Here is a 14,787-nt window from a genome sequence, read left to right as displayed (position 1 = left end):
ATGCAGAGAGATTTCAAAATAGGAATGGCTCTGGGGTTAGCGTTGGTGGCTATAGTTGTGGTCCTGCTTTCTGCTCGACCCAACCTGAGTATCAAAGCAAGGATGCGGAGCCCACAATCTGCGGTGCATCGCGAAATTGGAAACCCTACATTCTCTCACAGTGTCGAACCTCGGGAAGAAACCGCTATAAGTGGGAGTTCAGCTAAAAAAGCAAATAATGAGCAGCTTAAGGAGATGAAGGTCGAGAGATTTCACATAGTGCGTGCCGGCGAAACTCTTACCGAAATTTCCTACAAATACTACGGCTCTGCAGAAAAATGGCAAAAGATTCTTGATGCCAACCGCTCTCGCTTGAAAGACGGGAACACCCTCATACCCGGCGTGAAACTAACCATCCCACAGTAAGCCGCAGACGTGAAGTGCCTCCAAAGCAAAGTGACTACAGCAGCTTTGCCGCTTGCTTATCGGCCAGCCACGTAACCTTATCGAGAATGGGCCAGAGGCTGTGTATAGGATACCGTACCTCATCCGGCTCACTGGTCAGGACTTCTTTCAAAATACCGGCCTTTTCTTCCCCTGAAACCAACACGGCCAAGTGGGATGCAGCACATAAAACCGGACGCGTCAGGGTTATCCTGTTAAGCTTCTCGTCCAGGATATAAACGACACAGGCCAAATCCTCCGTATCAAGAAGCGCGTAGCTATTGGGAAACAGCGAACCAGTATGCCCTTCAGCGCCCATACCCAGCACAATCAGGTCGAATTGGGGAAACTGATTTTCCTGTAAACCAAAAACTTTTCGAATCGTTTCTTCATAGCGCTTGGCCGCAACATTGAAATCGCTATATTCCGTTGGTATCCTGTGGACGTTTTCTTTGGGGATGGCAACTTTAGCCAGAAAAGTATCGGCAGCCAGCTTGTAATTGCTTGATTGTGAATCTGGTGGAACATACCGTTCGTCAACCCAGAATAACTGTATTTTGTCCCAGGGCAGAGCTTTTGCTTTGGGTACTTCGCTGAGCAGTTCAAAGAAACGCCAAGGTGTATGCCCCCCTGATATCGCGACGTAAAAGACGCCTTTTGCTTTTATCGCTTTTTCCGCATCGCCAACGAAAAGTGCAACGCTTCTACGTGCAAGTCCCTCAGCATCGGAAACAACTTCAACATTCGGTTTATAGTTTATAGTAGTTTCCATACTGCACCAAATGTAAACCAAGGTTATTATCTGCTTTTAGGAATGATTTGGCCAGAAAATTTTTCGAAAACAAGAAGATTTTTTTGCTGTTTGTTAAGTTTCGTATTCAAAGCTACTTACAGACCATAACGTCTTAATTAAACTGCCATTATGTAGCATCGTCGATATCCCACATAAATGCCTTCAGACCTTCAGAACCCAGTTTCTCCCGCATTTGTCGGACTTTATCCATTATTTCTTTGCTTTTGGCCTGGTCGGTAACAACAAAAGTGCCGTAGTTCTCCCCAGGCCAAACGTCGGTATTCAAATGCGGTTCACTGAGCATACCTTTGCCCAAGGTGTTGGTGAATTTGGTGTAGCAATTAATCTCAATAGAAACCAGCATCTCATTTACCTGCTCATTAATCGCGACGTTGTGTATAATCAAAACAGCTTTCATAATTGGCCTTTTGCATCAGTAATCTTGAAACCCTCAAACACGCTATATAAAGTAGGCATCATAACCAACGTAATTACGGTCCCAACAACCAACCCACCAATTACCGTTATCGCAAACGGCACCCAAATCTCAGAGCCCTCATTTCTTGAAAGAGCCAGAGGTATCATCGCCAGAATCGTAGTAGCGGTAGTGCATATTACAGGTCGCATTCTACTGCGGCCCCCTTCAATGATCGCCGAGTAAACACTAAGGCCCCTTCGGCGAAGTATGCTTATAAAGCTGACAAGTACAATACCGTCATTTACTACAATGCCAACCATCATAATCAAGGCCAGAAAACTTATAACGCTCATTCTTTGTCCCGTCAGCGCCAATGCAATAATCACACCTACAATACCAAATGGGATGGACAGAAAGATAATAAATGGGTCACGCAGAGACTCAAACTGCGAAGCCATCACCATATATACCAACACCATTCCCAAACCAACAGCTATCAACAACAGCCGGAATGCTTCCGCCCTTTCTTTCTCAGCACCGGCAAATTTATAACTAAAACCAGGTGGTGCAGGGATACTATCAAGGGCTTTTTCAACTTCCTTTACCGCCGAACCGAGGTCCTTGCCGCTGATTATTTCGCCGGAAACCGTAATATACCGCGCCTGGTCCTTTCGTTCTATCTTCGTCGGCCCTACTCCTTGCTCGATTTTGGCGATATTAGCCAGACTGACCTGAGCACCTGTTGGCAAACTGATAAACACATCCCGTAAATCTTCAATTCTGTTACGGTCCTGTTCCTGCAGCCTGACTTCTATATCATATTCATCTCCGCCCTCGCGATATTTCGTTGCGGTATCGCCTGCAAAAAACGTTTCTATCGTTTTACCGATAGTCCTCACATCGAGACCAAGTTTCGATGCTTTTTCGCGGTCAACGATAACCTTAATCTCCGGTTTTTCCTCTTTTCTGCTGATTTCAACATCCTTGATGCCATCAATGGACTCTATTGCCGCTTTAACAGAATCCGCATACTTACGAGCCAAATCCATGTCATGGCCGTAAAGTTCGACGGCCAATTTCCCGCCGCTGCCGAATACCATTGCTTCAACCGGGTCCTCGGCACTATAGCGAATAGTAACCCCAGGCATATCAGCCGTGATTTTGCGAAGCCGTTCTATAATATCAGAAGGGGAAACATCCCGCTGCCTTTTAGGTTTCAAGCTGATAAACAGGATGCCTTTATAGCTTTCTTCCTCCGTAGCAAATTGTCCGCCGCTGGCACTGCCATAAACACCCCAGCGGATAAAGCTGTCACGCCTCTCAGGGACACTGTTTTCCACTATTTTTTGTAACTGCCGGGCTACAGCACCGGTACGTTCATACCTTGTACCGATAGGTAATTCATAATTTGCCATTAAACGATTCTGATCCTGCTCAGGGAAGAATTCTGTACCGATAAAGCTAACAAGCCCAATGCTCGATATAAACAAAACGATACAGGAAATGAAGATTATTTTGCGATTGTACAGCGACCACTTCAGGAACTTGACGTACAGTTCTTCTATATTATTTAAGGTTTTTTCGCCCAGGTTATAAAACGAATCCAAAATAGATTTTGGTGAATTTGCATCGCGCACTGTCAAAATTTTCGAACATGCCATCGGCACAAGCATAAGGGCTGTAAACAGTGAAACCACCAACGCCATCGTCACAATAGCCGCAAACTGACCGAATACAATTGCTGTTATCCCGCCGACGAATATAATTGGTGCAAAAATGGATATGGTCGTTAGTGTTGAGGCAATGACAGGCACACCCACTTCATTCGCCCCCAAAATAGCGCCTTCCTTCGGTCTTTGACCTTTGGCACGATGACGACTGATATTGTCAACAACAACTATTGCATTATCAACAACGAGACCAACAGCAATAGCCAGACTGGCAAGCGAAGTGTCATTAATCGTGTAGCCAGCCAGGTACATTAGGAAGAACGTAAAGATAAGCGAAGTTGGAATCGCAAGTGCAACAATAATGCTGGCTCGAAGGTTTCGCAGGAAAAAAAGAAGCACTATAAAAACAAAAAATACGGCCCATAAAACCGTATTACGTAAATTGCCCACCGAAGCTAATATGAACTCGGAGTTATCCATTACCATCTTAGGTTCAACATCAGGCGGCAAATTCTTTTTTATTTCCTCGAGTTTTTCTCTCACTGCCCGGGCAACTGCAACTGTGTTTTCTCCGCTTTGCTTCTGGACAAAAACAGCCATTGCCCTTTTGCTGTTCATCCGTACCTCATAGGTCCGCTCTTTAAAAAAATCTCTCACATCGGCAACATCTTTGAGCTTTACAGGTATACCGTTGCGTTGGGCAATAATCACTTCAGCGACCTCCTGAGGACTGGAAAATTCCTCAGGGGTACGCAAAAGATAGTCCTTGTAACCGGTCTTTATGTTGCCGCCGGGTGTGCTGATATTTTGAGCGGCGAGAGCTGCATTTACCTGTGCGACCGACAAATTCAAAGCGGCCAGCTTATCGCGGTCTATATCAACGCGAATCTGCCGCTCCAATCCCCCACGAGGCGTTACCGAAGCAACTCCTTCGACGCGTTTAAGCGGGTCAACTATCTCATCGTCGACTATATTCTGCAAATTAGGATAGCTGTCACCAGCGGTAATTGCAATAATTGCAATTGGTGCCATTGCAAGGTCAAACTTAAAAATAACAGGATTGTCAGCTTCCTCCGGCAGCCTGTCCCTAATCAGGTCAATCTTCTCGCGCACGTCATTGGTGCTTTCATCTATTTTTTCGCCCCAAGCAAACTTTAATGTTACTGCTGATATTCCTTCTTTGGACACTGAAATCACTTCATCAACACCGGAGATGGTACTAAGCGTATCCTCCATCGGTTCAGTTATCAGTGTTTCCACCTCTTCAGGTCCTGCTCCTTCATAGGCGGTTATAACCGAAACGGCAGGTATCTCCATTTCCGGCATCAAATCCAATCCCAGCATCGACAATGAAACCAATCCCAAAACCACCATCGCTATAAATATCATCGCAGTGGTTACAGGTCTGTCTACGGATAATTGAGCAAGTTTCATACTACCGGTTACCCTTTTACTTTTTATCTACACCAATTTCTTCCAATCGCACAACTTCGACCTTCATTCCATCCGTCAGGTAATTCATACCATTAACCACAAGCATCTCGGAGGTCTTTAATCCATCGGTTATTTCGCAGCTATCCGCCTGCTTTATTCCAATCTTGACAAAACGCTTGTGTGCCGTACCGTCCTCCACAACGTATACATAAGGTTCATCTATCCTGCCGCCGAGAACAACATCCCTTGAAATAACAACCACATCGTCTTTGCGCTCTGTAATTAAAATAACTCTTGCAAACATACCGGGTTTTAACAGCAATTCACCGTTGTCCATACGTATTTCAATCTGCATAGTGTGCGTCTGTTCATCAAGAACCGGATAAACTGAATACACCTTAGCCGTAAATACTTTTTCGGGCAGCGCGTCAACTTTTATTCTCACGGGCATGCCGACAAGGACTTGCTCACCGTATCTTTCGGCAGCAGCGACAATAAGTTTTACTGTTTTCATATCAGCTACGGTAACAATGCGGTCGCCGGCTTTGATTAAATTACCGACGTCAATGTATTTGGCGGTAACTATTCCGTCGATAGGCGAGGTTATCGCCGATTCCCGCAGGTTTATTTCTGCAAGCTCAAGATTGGCCCTGGCCGAGCTTAATCTTGCGGCTGCCATCGCGGCAGAGGTTTCGGCCTTGTCCTTACTTTGCTCAGTGGCAGAACCGCCCTCGTAGAGGGCGACCATACGTTTCTTTTCACGCTCGGCGTCGGCAATTTCAACCTCTGCAGCTTTCAGGTTGGCCCCAGCGGCGGCGACTTCCACTAAATAAACATCGTGGTCAATGGAAGCAAGCTGCTGGCCCTTTTGCACCTCCACCCCTTCTTCAAGGTTAACCTGAGCACCTTCATTCGAAATAACGCTCAAAGACTCAACTCTGCCCGGAACCTTAGAGGCGATATCGACGAGCTGGTTGGCCTTTATCCAACCGGTCAGCTCCATCGTCTCTTCTATCGAACCGGTGCTTACTGTCTCAATCTCGACCGGAACTGTCTTTTTCTCTGGCTTTTCAGGAGCTTTTCGCATAAAGGCGAACCAAAGGATGAAAAGGACCAGTAAAAACGCTGCTATCCGATATGTAACTTTTTTATCTATTTTCATCTTGTCTGCTCTTGCTTTTCATCAATAAAAGTTGTTGATGTTTCTTTACTTAAGGTTTCTGAAGGGTTGACCTGGTTTTCGGCCCGCCCGGCCTCGAAAGTCGTCAGTATCCCCATTGCCTTTTGCAGGTAAAGTTTGGCAATTATATGAGAATATATAGCTTGGTAATAAAACGATTTTGCCTCGGTCAAAGCCGACTCGGCATCAATTACCTCCACTTGCGTATTTATGCCCTCTCGATAACCGACTTGCGCAAGTCTGCTTCCTTCTTCTGCCCTGGTAAGGTTTAACTGTTGTGATTGAACGAATTCCTCTGCGTCCTCGATACTCAACAGTCCTTTGGTCAGTTCGAATAAAGTAGTCTCTTCCGCGTCAATTAAATCTATCTGGGATTGTTTAAACCGGGCCTTCTGTTGTATGATGTCGCCTTCGCGAGAAAAACCGTCGAATACAGGCAGCGTAGCCATAACGCCAGCCTGCCAGGCGCTGCCCCACTCAATCATCGTGCTGTTGTGCGGGTCGGGTTTTGCCCAGCTATTGTCGTAAAAGCCGCTGATAGTCGGCCAGTATCGGCTCCGGGCAATATTAAGCAATTCCTTCTGATACTTTATGTCGAACTGTCGTTTATATAAATCAGGACGGTTGTGATATGCCGTTTCAACTGCTTGTTCCATAGTGATCTTTAGAGGAACATAAATTAGCTCATCCAATAGAATAAAATTGCTGTCCTGTGAAATGCCCATCACCTTCAGCAGTTGTGCCTTTGATACGTTAATGGCATTTTTGTTCTTTATCAGCTCGGCTTGGAAATTGGACAACTCCACCTGGGCGCGCAGAACGTCAAAATCCGAGGCGACGCCGCCGGAGCGTTTAAACTCCACATCATCCAGATGTGCCTGGGAAGAACGGACTGCGTCAGCGCTTATTTGGTATAGATGCTGATTAAGTAGAACATCGTAATAGGATTGTTCTGCTTCGTAAATTACGTCCTGCGTCGTGGCACGAACCGTCTGGTCGGTAAGCAGCGAAAACAATTTTCCGGCGTTTATATTGGCGATTATTGAGCCGCCGGCAAAGACCGGCTGGGTGACCATAAGGCCGGCTGAATAGTTATCTACATCGCCAATCGTAAAGCCGGCAATGGATTGAACTTCATCAAGCCGTGTATAATCACCGGTGAGATTTGCCGAAGGCAAAATTGCTGAATACGACTTCAGCTCATTCCCGCGGGCAAATTCCTTTTCTTGAGCAACACGCTGTAGTGCTTTGTTGTTTACGATGGTAAGCTTCAGGCAGTCCTGCAGGCTTAGCTGGCCGTTTATCCGCGTTTGAGATTGCTCCTGGACTTCCCTTTGGCTTTTCCACTGGCGATAAGCACTATCTCTGGATAAACCTGCCTCCTGGTAAAACTCTTCGCTGCTGGTGCAGCCGGCCAATTGAATTAAAAGCAGCATACACAGCACAGGCAAAACGTGTTTTAGTTGTTCGTTTTTCATGTTTTCTGCTTGTTTTCTCATATAGTTTTTTCGCCTGCACAAGCCCGAATCCCGGCCGCCGAAAATTTGATAATATGATCAATCATTTCAGCAAAATCAAAAATCGGCAGGTTGCTTCCGTTACTTTGGCCAAACATAGTTCTTATCCTTACTGCGTGTATCAGTTGCCCGACAATTGAAAATACTATCAGAGCTACTCGTGATTCATCCAGGCCGGGGCAGGTTTTAAGCAGAGCTTTCTGCATGGCGCCCAAAGTGGGTTTAATCACCTCATCGGCGAACATATTCGGCGGCAGGTGTCTATCCAGCATTTCCCGCATCATAAGTTTGAGGAGTCGGCTACTTCCGGTTTTGTTCACTAATGGGCCGATGAATGTTTCTGCGAAGGACTTCAACAGGTCTTCCAGACTGGGAGAACTCTGGTTATTTGACATTACTTTTTCGATGCCTGCGAGCTGGTTGTTTCGCAGCAAAAGTAGATTACGACGCCAGACATCGGCATACAATTTTTCTTTGCTGCCGAAATGGTAATTGACCGCAGCGACATTGCAGTTGGCCTCAGCGGTTATATCACGGACACTGGTATCAGCGAAGCCGTGTTCACTGAACAATTTCTCAGCTGCATCGAGTAGCCGGTCTCGTATATCCTTTGTCACAACCTCATTTTCAGTCTGAAAACTGGCATTTTGGTCTGCCATGAGATTCTCCTTAAACGGTCGTTTCAAACTAAAGTATAAAACAAATGTTTGGTTTGGTCAAGCGTTTTTTGAATATTTTTGGATAATTCAAAAAAGTGGGTTTTTGGGGCGAGGAGGTGGCAGAAATTTGATTTGACTGGGCGGAAAAGATTGATTATTTTAAAGGGCAGATGGTTTAATGTGGAACGGGAAAACAGGCTAATTGAGGTAAAAAATGGATATTACATATAAAATACTTATTGGAGTGGTAGCAATATTAATAGTGGGGTGGATAGGATATGGAATATGGTGGTATAGAGTGCTGCAGGAAGAGAAAAAACAGCCGAATAGGAAGACGGAACACTTGGAAAAGGTGAAAAAGTCGTTCGAAGATTATGCAAAAAAGATGGCGGAGTATAAATTAAAGCCGCATGAACGAAAAGAGAAGGACCCTCACGACTGGAGTTGAGATGTTAAAAGGGGACATTTAGGCAGTGTGGGGTAGCATCAAACGCGCAAGTTTACGTTTTTAGGCGGGTGTAAAATGGTAGAAATTGCTAAAAAGCGCTGAAAATGCGCGCAAAAGTGAGACAAAATGCGCGGGAAATGGTTGAAAATGGTAGGCAATTTCTTACCCCCCTGCGCATTTGATTGAAATTTTTTGTCGGCCACAAAAAGGCACAAAAAACGCGCAGAAAATTGACCACAGATGGACACGGATTGACACAGATTTTTGGATGCTGATCGCGATGGTTACGCAGAGGGATCTTCGTGGATCTTAGAGCCTAAGCGCAGCGTAGTGAGCAGGCCAGCAATAAAGCCAAATAAAAAAGTGAGCATTAACAAAAATGCTATCGGCATAGTAGTCTTGGCAAAAAGGATCTTGGTCTCCACAGACTGAGTGTTTTGTAAAGTGACTATCAGGACCAACAGTAATACAACCGCAATCGCAATTATTTTAAACTTTTTCATCGTCGGCCTTTCTTGAAATTTCCGCTTTGTTTCGAGGCATAAAAGTATAAGATAAGATAATAAGATGAGCAAGGTAAATCATCAATAATTATTAGTATGTAAGGTGTGAGAGCACAAGGCGGTTTAGTCGTTAGTTGAAGGAACCGCCGGGGGCGGTTTTTTTCAGTAGGTGGTAATGCCATATAGCGCCGATACCATTGGTGGGGGTTTTGAAAGCCATATATTTTCACTATGTGTCAATGCCATATAGCGCCGATACCATTGGTGGGGTTTTGAAAGCCATATATTTTCACTATGTGGCAATGCCATATAGCGCGGACAGTCGTTGAGGATTTTAAGATGCCGGGATTTCAGTAGGTGGCAATGCCATATAGTGAGGATAGACGCATAGATTTTTTTGACGCGGATTTTGGAGTTTGTGGGTTTTCGAGGTCAGGAAGATTCATTTATGATTTACGATTTATGATTTTGGATTTTGGGAGGAATTGGTTTGAAAGGTGTGAAAGGATTTAAGATTTAAAATTTGAGATTTCAGGGCAACCGGCAATAAACCCTGCCATCAAGATGGCAGGGCTAACCAAACCATAGATTCCAGATAACGACTTTCTTGGGTCTTTGCTGCGCTACGAGGGTCGAAACAGGGGTTTTAAGGGCTAAAACACACAATATCAGGTAAAAACCGGCTAAAGGTGCATAAAATAATAGCCGACTAAATCGAAAAGAGCCGCAAAGCGAAAACGGCTCGCAGTATGTTATGGGGGTAGAACAGGGGGTCTGTGGCTATACGCGATATTAAGACTTGCGCCTGTTTTCCTGTCATTTAGATAGAACAAGGGGGTCAATATGGTTATGCGCGAAATCACCGACAAACAAGTGGAGGAGATGCTGCGTGAAAGCGAGGAAAGGTTAAGAGAGGCCCAGAAAATGGCGTATTTGGGCTATTGGGTATGGGATATCAAAACAGGTAATGTGCAATGGTCGGAAGAAGTATTCCGAATTTTTCATCTCGACCCGAAAGAATTCACTCCCCAAATCGATTCGATTATGAAATTATCCCCATGGCCAGAGGACCACAATCGCGACAAGGAATTGATTGAAAAGGCGACGAAAAGTCGTGAAATCGGCACTTACGAACAACGGTTTCTTTATCCGGATAAAAGTATCGGATATTACTACTCAACTTTCCAGGGCAGGTATGATGCCGAAGGCAATCTTACAGTCATTGTCGGCACTGTTCAGGATATCACCGAACGCAAGCGTGCGGAAGACTTACTTAAAGACAGCGAAGTGAGATTCAGAGAACTGTTCGAACATATGAGCAGCGCCGTCGCGGTATACGAGCCGGAAAACGACGGAGACGATTTTATTTTTAAAGACTGCAACCAGGCTCTTTTGAACATTGAAAAAGTCAATAAGGAAGAGATCATAGGAAGAAGGGTAACGGAGGTTTTCCCGAGCGTAAAAGAGTTTGGGATATTCGAGGTATTTAAACGAGTATATATCACAGGAAATGCGGAGCATTTTCCAGTCGGCTTATACAAGGATGAGAGGATTTCCGGCTGGAAAGAAAACTATATTTACAAATTACCATGCGGGGAAATAGTTGCTGTTTATGATGATGTTACCGAGCGCAAGCAGGCGGAAGAGGCGATGAAAACCTCGGAGGTCCGGTATCGCCGGCTCTTTGAGACGGCGCAAGACGGAATTTTGATACTCAATGCCGAGACGGGGACGATAGTAGATGTGAATCCGTTCCTGGTCGAGATGCTGGGCTTCTCGCACGAACAGTTTGTGGGAAAGGCAATCTGGGAGATAGGTCTTTTTAAGGATATCGCCTCCAACAAAGACAAATTCGCGGAATTGCAGCAGAAGAAATACGTCCGTTACGAGGATTTGCCTCTGGAGACGGCTGGCGGGCAGCAGATTGAGGTGGAGTTCGTCAGCAACATCTATACAGTGGACCACCATAAGGTGATACAGTGCAACATCCGGGACATCACCGAGCGCAAGCAACTGGAAAAAGAGCTAAAAGACAATGTAGAGATGAAATCGAAGTTTATCTCTATGGCTTCACATGAACTGCGAAGCCCACTCGGCGTTATCAAAGAGGGCATAAATCTTGTTTTAGAGGGCTTGGCAGGGGGTGTTAATGATGAGCAGAGGGACCTTCTGGCTACCGCGAAAAGGAACACCGACAGACTGGGACGCCTGATAAATAATGTTTTGGATTTTCAGAAAATAGATTCGGGGAAAATGGGGTTTGATACCCGGGAAAACGATATTAATGAAGCGGTGCTGGAAGTCAATAAAACCATGAGTCTTGCGGCAAAAGAAAAGGGCCTGGATTTGGTGGTAGTCGCAGACAACGGCATACCCAGGACAGAGTTTGACAAAGACAAGATTATTCAGGTGCTTACTAATTTGGTGAGTAATGCCATAAAATATACTGAAAAGGGAAGCATTACTATCAGCACGAAGCAGGAAGATAATGCGGTGCATGTAATCGTGCAGGATACCGGCATTGGTATTAAAGCCGAAGATATACAAAAGCTTTTTCAGGCCTTCGAGCAATTAGACAGCACGAGAGACAAAAAAGGAGGCGGTACGGGCCTGGGGCTGGCGATTTCTAAAGAGATAATTCTCGCGCACAAAGGCAGAATCTGGGCAGAGTCAGAACCCGGTAAAGGGTCGGCATTTCATTTTAGTATTCCCATGAAGATTGAGGAGAAAAAGAAAATCGGAGAGATTCTTGTCGAAGAAGGAAAAATCAGCGAAGGCGATTTAAAAAAGGTATTGGAAAAGCAAGAAAAGCAGGAATGATTTTTGTTTGTCGTATGCCGTAAAAATATTAAGCGAACAGGATTGGCTATTTCATAAAAAGGAGAATTCTATGTATAAAAAGATACTGGTTGTTGACGACGAGAACGACCTGCTGAAAGTTACATTACTTAGATTAAAGAAGACAGGTTATGAGGTATTCGGCTGTGCAGACGGGCAGGGGGTATTGGATATGGCGCGCCAAATTATACCCGATTTGATAATTCTTGATGTATATCTTCCGGTGATTAACGGCGACGATGTTGCCAGGATATTGAGGAAGGACGACGAGTTAAAGCATATCCCTGTAATTTTAATCTCTGCCAGCACCAGGGCTCTTGACGAAAAAGCATGGGGGTGCGGAGCGGACGCTTATCTTACCAAACCGTTTGAACCTGAAGAGCTGGTCGGCCTGGTAAAAGAGGTTCTGGCATAAGATGGGGGCAAAATAAACAAGCTGAAATACCAGTGTAAGAACTAAAAATTAACAAGGATTTAACCGGAAAGGTGATATTACGAGGAAATCGCTTATTCTTATTGTCGACGACGACGAAGACGCCCTGCAGATGCTTGGTAAAAGATTAACATCTGAAGGGTATTCTGTTATTACTGCGGCTAACGGCACGAACGCGATAGCTTTAGCAAAATCGCAGCACCCTGACATTATTATACTTGATATGCTATTGCCGGATATCCACGCGGGAGAAGTAACTGCGATACTCAAGGATGAAGAGCAAACCAGAGACATCCCAATAATATTTTTAAGCGGCTTTTTTTCAAAGGCGGAAGAGGCGAAAAAAGGGCACTTAATAAACGGTCAAATGATGTTCGCCAAGCCATATGACATCCAGGAATTGCGAATCGCCATTGAAGAGCTTGTACAGGAAAAGAAAACATCCTTAAAGGACGAGAAACAACCTTCAAAGGACATAAAGATACTGCTTGTCGATGATGAAAAAGATTTTTTGCACGTGTTAGATTCGCGATTAAAGGCGAGCGGCTATGATTTGGCTTTCGCAATGGACGGCCTGTCGGCAATTACCGTTGCGAAGGAAGAAACACCAGACCTGATTATTCTCGATATTGGTTTACCCGCGGGAGACGGCTTTTATGTTATGCAGCGGCTGTCCGCGATTGCTCAAACAGCTTTCATACCTGTAATAATCGCCACTAGTCAAGATGATCCAGCCGTCAGGAAGCGTGCACTTGAAGCCGGAGCAAAGGCCTTCCTGCAGAAACCTATCGATAAAGATGAGCTTTTAGATGCTATTGAAAAGGTGTTCGCCGCTCAGAAAGAATACTGAAGAATTGTTGAGCCATGTATAGGGAAGAAAGCCAGGTTTTACTGTTCGAACCGGATGAGATGATGCAGAATTTAGCCGACTACATCTCGTCAGTAGAGAGGGTACACCTTAATATCACTGACAACATAGACATGAGAATAGCCAGAATGCTGCCTGAATATATAGCAAAACGGTTCTGTCTTGTTGCGGTCCGAGAGAAGGAAAACCGCGTTGTAGTAGCTATGGCAAATCCTCTCGATTTGGTTGCGTGTGATACGGTTAGAATAAAGCTTAACCGCGAAATTACAATTGCCGTCAGTTCCAAGGAGGAAATTCTTAATGCCATAGAAGCGATTTATCATGACATTGATATGGAAGAGCAGCAATTGCATAGTTTGACAAAACCCGAAGAAAGAAAATGCGATGCCATAGAAGCTGTTAGAATCGAAGCAGAGGCGATGAAATCGCCCGTTATTCAGTTTGTTGATTTAATGTTAAAACGAGCGGTCAAAAATCGGGCAAGCGATATACATATCGAACCTCAGGCAAATTCAATGATTATTCGCATGCGAATCGATGGTGCGCTTCGGAAAACGGCAGTGCCTCCGGAGGAGATGCAAGCGGCGGTGGTTGTCAGGATAAAAGTTTTATCCAACATGAATATTGCCGAGCGCAGGCTGCCGCAGGACGGGAGATTTAAGGTGAAAGTGAAGGATAGAGAGATAGATATAAGGGTCGCAACAATCCCTGCAAAATACGGGGAAAAAGTCGTTATGAGACTGCTGGACCCGACGGCGGTAAAGCTCGATATAAATCAACTCGGATTTGAATCTAAACTTCTTGAAGAATTTAAGGGCGCATTGTCCCAGCCGCACGGCATTATAATTGTTACAGGGCCTACCGGCAGCGGCAAAAGCACCACATTATATTCGGCATTGAATTACCTCAAAAATCCGAAGAAGAATATTACTACTGTCGAAGACCCCATTGAGTACAGCATGCCCGAGATTAACCAAGTCCAGGTGAAGCCGGAAATCGGGCTTGATTTTGCATCGAGCCTGCGTGCCATCCTGAGACAAGACCCCGATATTATCCTGATAGGCGAAATTAGAGACAAAGAAACAGTTGATATTGCTATACAAGCATCTTTAACGGGGCACCTGGTTTTAAGCACGTTTCATACAAACGACGCACCGGCCGCGATAACAAGATTGATATTTATGGGTGCAGAGCCGTATTTGCTGTCTTCCTCACTGAATCTAATCATTGCTCAACGACTTATAAGGAAAATTTGTGAGCATTGCAAAATTCAGATAGAGCTTCCTGAAGAAGTTATAAAACAATTAAAGATTACACCTGAACAAACCAGCAGCGCCGTATTTTGTCGAGGCAGAGGCTGCAAAACATGTGAGGGGACAGGCTTTCTTGGCAGATTACCGATATTCGAGTTTTTACCCATAGATGATGATATGAGGATGGAGCTGCTTGGCCGTGCAGATGAGTCAGAAATGAGAGCCCTGGCTCTCAGAAAAGGTTACGGCGGATTATTTGAGGATGGAATCAGTAAAGTGTTACAGGGCCTTACTACCGTCGAAGAAGTGCTTGGCGCGGTACACACAAAAGGCATGAATGTTTAAGGGAT

The 14,787-nt window shown here is 45.0% G+C and carries 13 protein-coding genes; 6 read left to right on the top strand and 7 right to left on the bottom strand.

All coding sequences use genetic code 11. The annotated features are described in order from the left end of the window. Entirely contained in the window at nt 1-405 is a 405-nt protein-coding gene (locus PHG53_06115; GenBank protein ID MDD5381193.1) for a LysM peptidoglycan-binding domain-containing protein, read from the top strand. Between the two features lie 34 nt (nt 406-439). Here PHG53_06115 and pgl read toward each other — a convergent pair whose 3' ends face one another. The 6 genes from pgl to PHG53_06085 all read right to left on the bottom strand — a co-directional run bounded on the left by pgl (nt 440) and on the right by PHG53_06085 (nt 8,094). Then, the gene (pgl, locus tag PHG53_06110) at nt 440-1,195 is read right to left on the bottom strand and encodes a 6-phosphogluconolactonase (GenBank protein MDD5381192.1); all 756 of its coding nucleotides are present in this window, start codon (nt 1,193-1,195) and stop codon (nt 440-442) included. Nucleotides 1,196-1,343: 148 nt separating this feature from the next. After that, nucleotides 1,344-1,634 (bottom strand): hypothetical protein, encoded by a 291-nt coding sequence (locus PHG53_06105; GenBank protein ID MDD5381191.1) that lies wholly within the window; start codon nt 1,632-1,634, stop codon nt 1,344-1,346. Then, entirely contained in the window at nt 1,631-4,738 is a 3,108-nt protein-coding gene (locus tag PHG53_06100) for an efflux RND transporter permease subunit (protein ID MDD5381190.1), read from the bottom strand. Before PHG53_06100 ends, PHG53_06105 begins: the two co-directional genes overlap by 4 nt. A 16-nt stretch (nt 4,739-4,754) precedes the next feature. Next, nucleotides 4,755-5,900 carry an efflux RND transporter periplasmic adaptor subunit gene (locus PHG53_06095; GenBank protein ID MDD5381189.1) on the bottom strand — a complete coding sequence of 382 codons (1,146 nt, stop codon included), beginning with the start codon at nt 5,898-5,900 and terminating at the stop codon, nt 4,755-4,757. After that, nucleotides 5,897-7,417 carry a TolC family protein gene (locus PHG53_06090; protein MDD5381188.1) on the bottom strand — a complete coding sequence of 507 codons (1,521 nt, stop codon included), beginning with the start codon at nt 7,415-7,417 and terminating at the stop codon, nt 5,897-5,899. The genes PHG53_06095 and PHG53_06090 overlap by 4 nt, the downstream gene beginning before the upstream one ends. Next, nucleotides 7,414-8,094, bottom strand: coding sequence for a CerR family C-terminal domain-containing protein (locus tag PHG53_06085; GenBank protein ID MDD5381187.1), 681 nt, complete (start codon nt 8,092-8,094; stop codon nt 7,414-7,416). Before PHG53_06085 ends, PHG53_06090 begins: the two co-directional genes overlap by 4 nt. Nucleotides 8,095-8,308: 214 nt before the next feature. On the opposite strand from PHG53_06085, the gene PHG53_06080 reads away from it, so the two are divergent. Beyond that, on the top strand, nt 8,309-8,542 hold the full coding sequence (locus PHG53_06080; GenBank protein MDD5381186.1) for a hypothetical protein: 234 nt from the start codon (nt 8,309-8,311) through the stop codon (nt 8,540-8,542). A 284-nt stretch (nt 8,543-8,826) separates the two neighbouring features. Here PHG53_06080 and PHG53_06075 read toward each other — a convergent pair whose 3' ends face one another. Next, complete coding sequence (locus PHG53_06075) at nt 8,827-9,045, bottom strand: LapA family protein (GenBank protein ID MDD5381185.1); 219 nt, start codon at nt 9,043-9,045, stop codon at nt 8,827-8,829. Nucleotides 9,046-9,888: 843 nt separating this feature from the next. Between PHG53_06075 and PHG53_06070 the strand changes: the two genes are divergently transcribed. From PHG53_06070 to PHG53_06055, 4 genes are all read left to right on the top strand, one after another. Then, nucleotides 9,889-11,865 carry a PAS domain S-box protein gene (locus tag PHG53_06070; GenBank protein MDD5381184.1) on the top strand — a complete coding sequence of 659 codons (1,977 nt, stop codon included), beginning with the start codon at nt 9,889-9,891 and terminating at the stop codon, nt 11,863-11,865. A gap of 70 nt (nt 11,866-11,935) precedes the next feature. Then, nucleotides 11,936-12,298 carry a response regulator gene (locus PHG53_06065; GenBank protein ID MDD5381183.1) on the top strand — a complete coding sequence of 121 codons (363 nt, stop codon included), beginning with the start codon at nt 11,936-11,938 and terminating at the stop codon, nt 12,296-12,298. Between the two features lie 100 nt (nt 12,299-12,398). After that, nucleotides 12,399-13,166 carry a response regulator gene (locus PHG53_06060; protein MDD5381182.1) on the top strand — a complete coding sequence of 256 codons (768 nt, stop codon included), beginning with the start codon at nt 12,399-12,401 and terminating at the stop codon, nt 13,164-13,166. Nucleotides 13,167-13,180: 14 nt separating this feature from the next. Beyond that, complete coding sequence (locus PHG53_06055; GenBank protein ID MDD5381181.1) at nt 13,181-14,782, top strand: GspE/PulE family protein; 1,602 nt, start codon at nt 13,181-13,183, stop codon at nt 14,780-14,782. Nucleotides 14,783-14,787 lie beyond the last annotated feature (5 nt).

The sequence above is a fragment of the Phycisphaerae bacterium genome (assembly GCA_028714855.1).
Taxonomy (GTDB): Bacteria; Planctomycetota; Phycisphaerae; order Sedimentisphaerales; family Anaerobacaceae; genus CAIYOL01.
This window is presented reverse-complemented; position numbering and strand designations above follow the sequence as displayed.

Coding starts and splice junctions, on each gene's coding strand:
- pgl (MDD5381192.1), bottom strand. CDS start 1,195: ATGGAAACTACTATAAACTATAAACCGAATGTTGAAGTTGTTTCCGAT.
- PHG53_06100 (MDD5381190.1), bottom strand. CDS start 4,738: ATGAAACTTGCTCAATTATCCGTAGACAGACCTGTAACCACTGCGATG.
- PHG53_06055 (MDD5381181.1), top strand. CDS start 13,181: ATGTATAGGGAAGAAAGCCAGGTTTTACTGTTCGAACCGGATGAGATG.
- PHG53_06065 (MDD5381183.1), top strand. CDS start 11,936: ATGTATAAAAAGATACTGGTTGTTGACGACGAGAACGACCTGCTGAAA.
- PHG53_06070 (MDD5381184.1), top strand. CDS start 9,889: ATGGTTATGCGCGAAATCACCGACAAACAAGTGGAGGAGATGCTGCGT.
- PHG53_06105 (MDD5381191.1), bottom strand. CDS start 1,634: ATGAAAGCTGTTTTGATTATACACAACGTCGCGATTAATGAGCAGGTA.
- PHG53_06080 (MDD5381186.1), top strand. CDS start 8,309: ATGGATATTACATATAAAATACTTATTGGAGTGGTAGCAATATTAATA.
- PHG53_06115 (MDD5381193.1), top strand. CDS start 1: ATGCAGAGAGATTTCAAAATAGGAATGGCTCTGGGGTTAGCGTTGGTG.
- PHG53_06095 (MDD5381189.1), bottom strand. CDS start 5,900: ATGAAAATAGATAAAAAAGTTACATATCGGATAGCAGCGTTTTTACTG.
- PHG53_06085 (MDD5381187.1), bottom strand. CDS start 8,094: ATGGCAGACCAAAATGCCAGTTTTCAGACTGAAAATGAGGTTGTGACA.
- PHG53_06075 (MDD5381185.1), bottom strand. CDS start 9,045: ATGAAAAAGTTTAAAATAATTGCGATTGCGGTTGTATTACTGTTGGTC.
- PHG53_06090 (MDD5381188.1), bottom strand. CDS start 7,417: ATGAGAAAACAAGCAGAAAACATGAAAAACGAACAACTAAAACACGTT.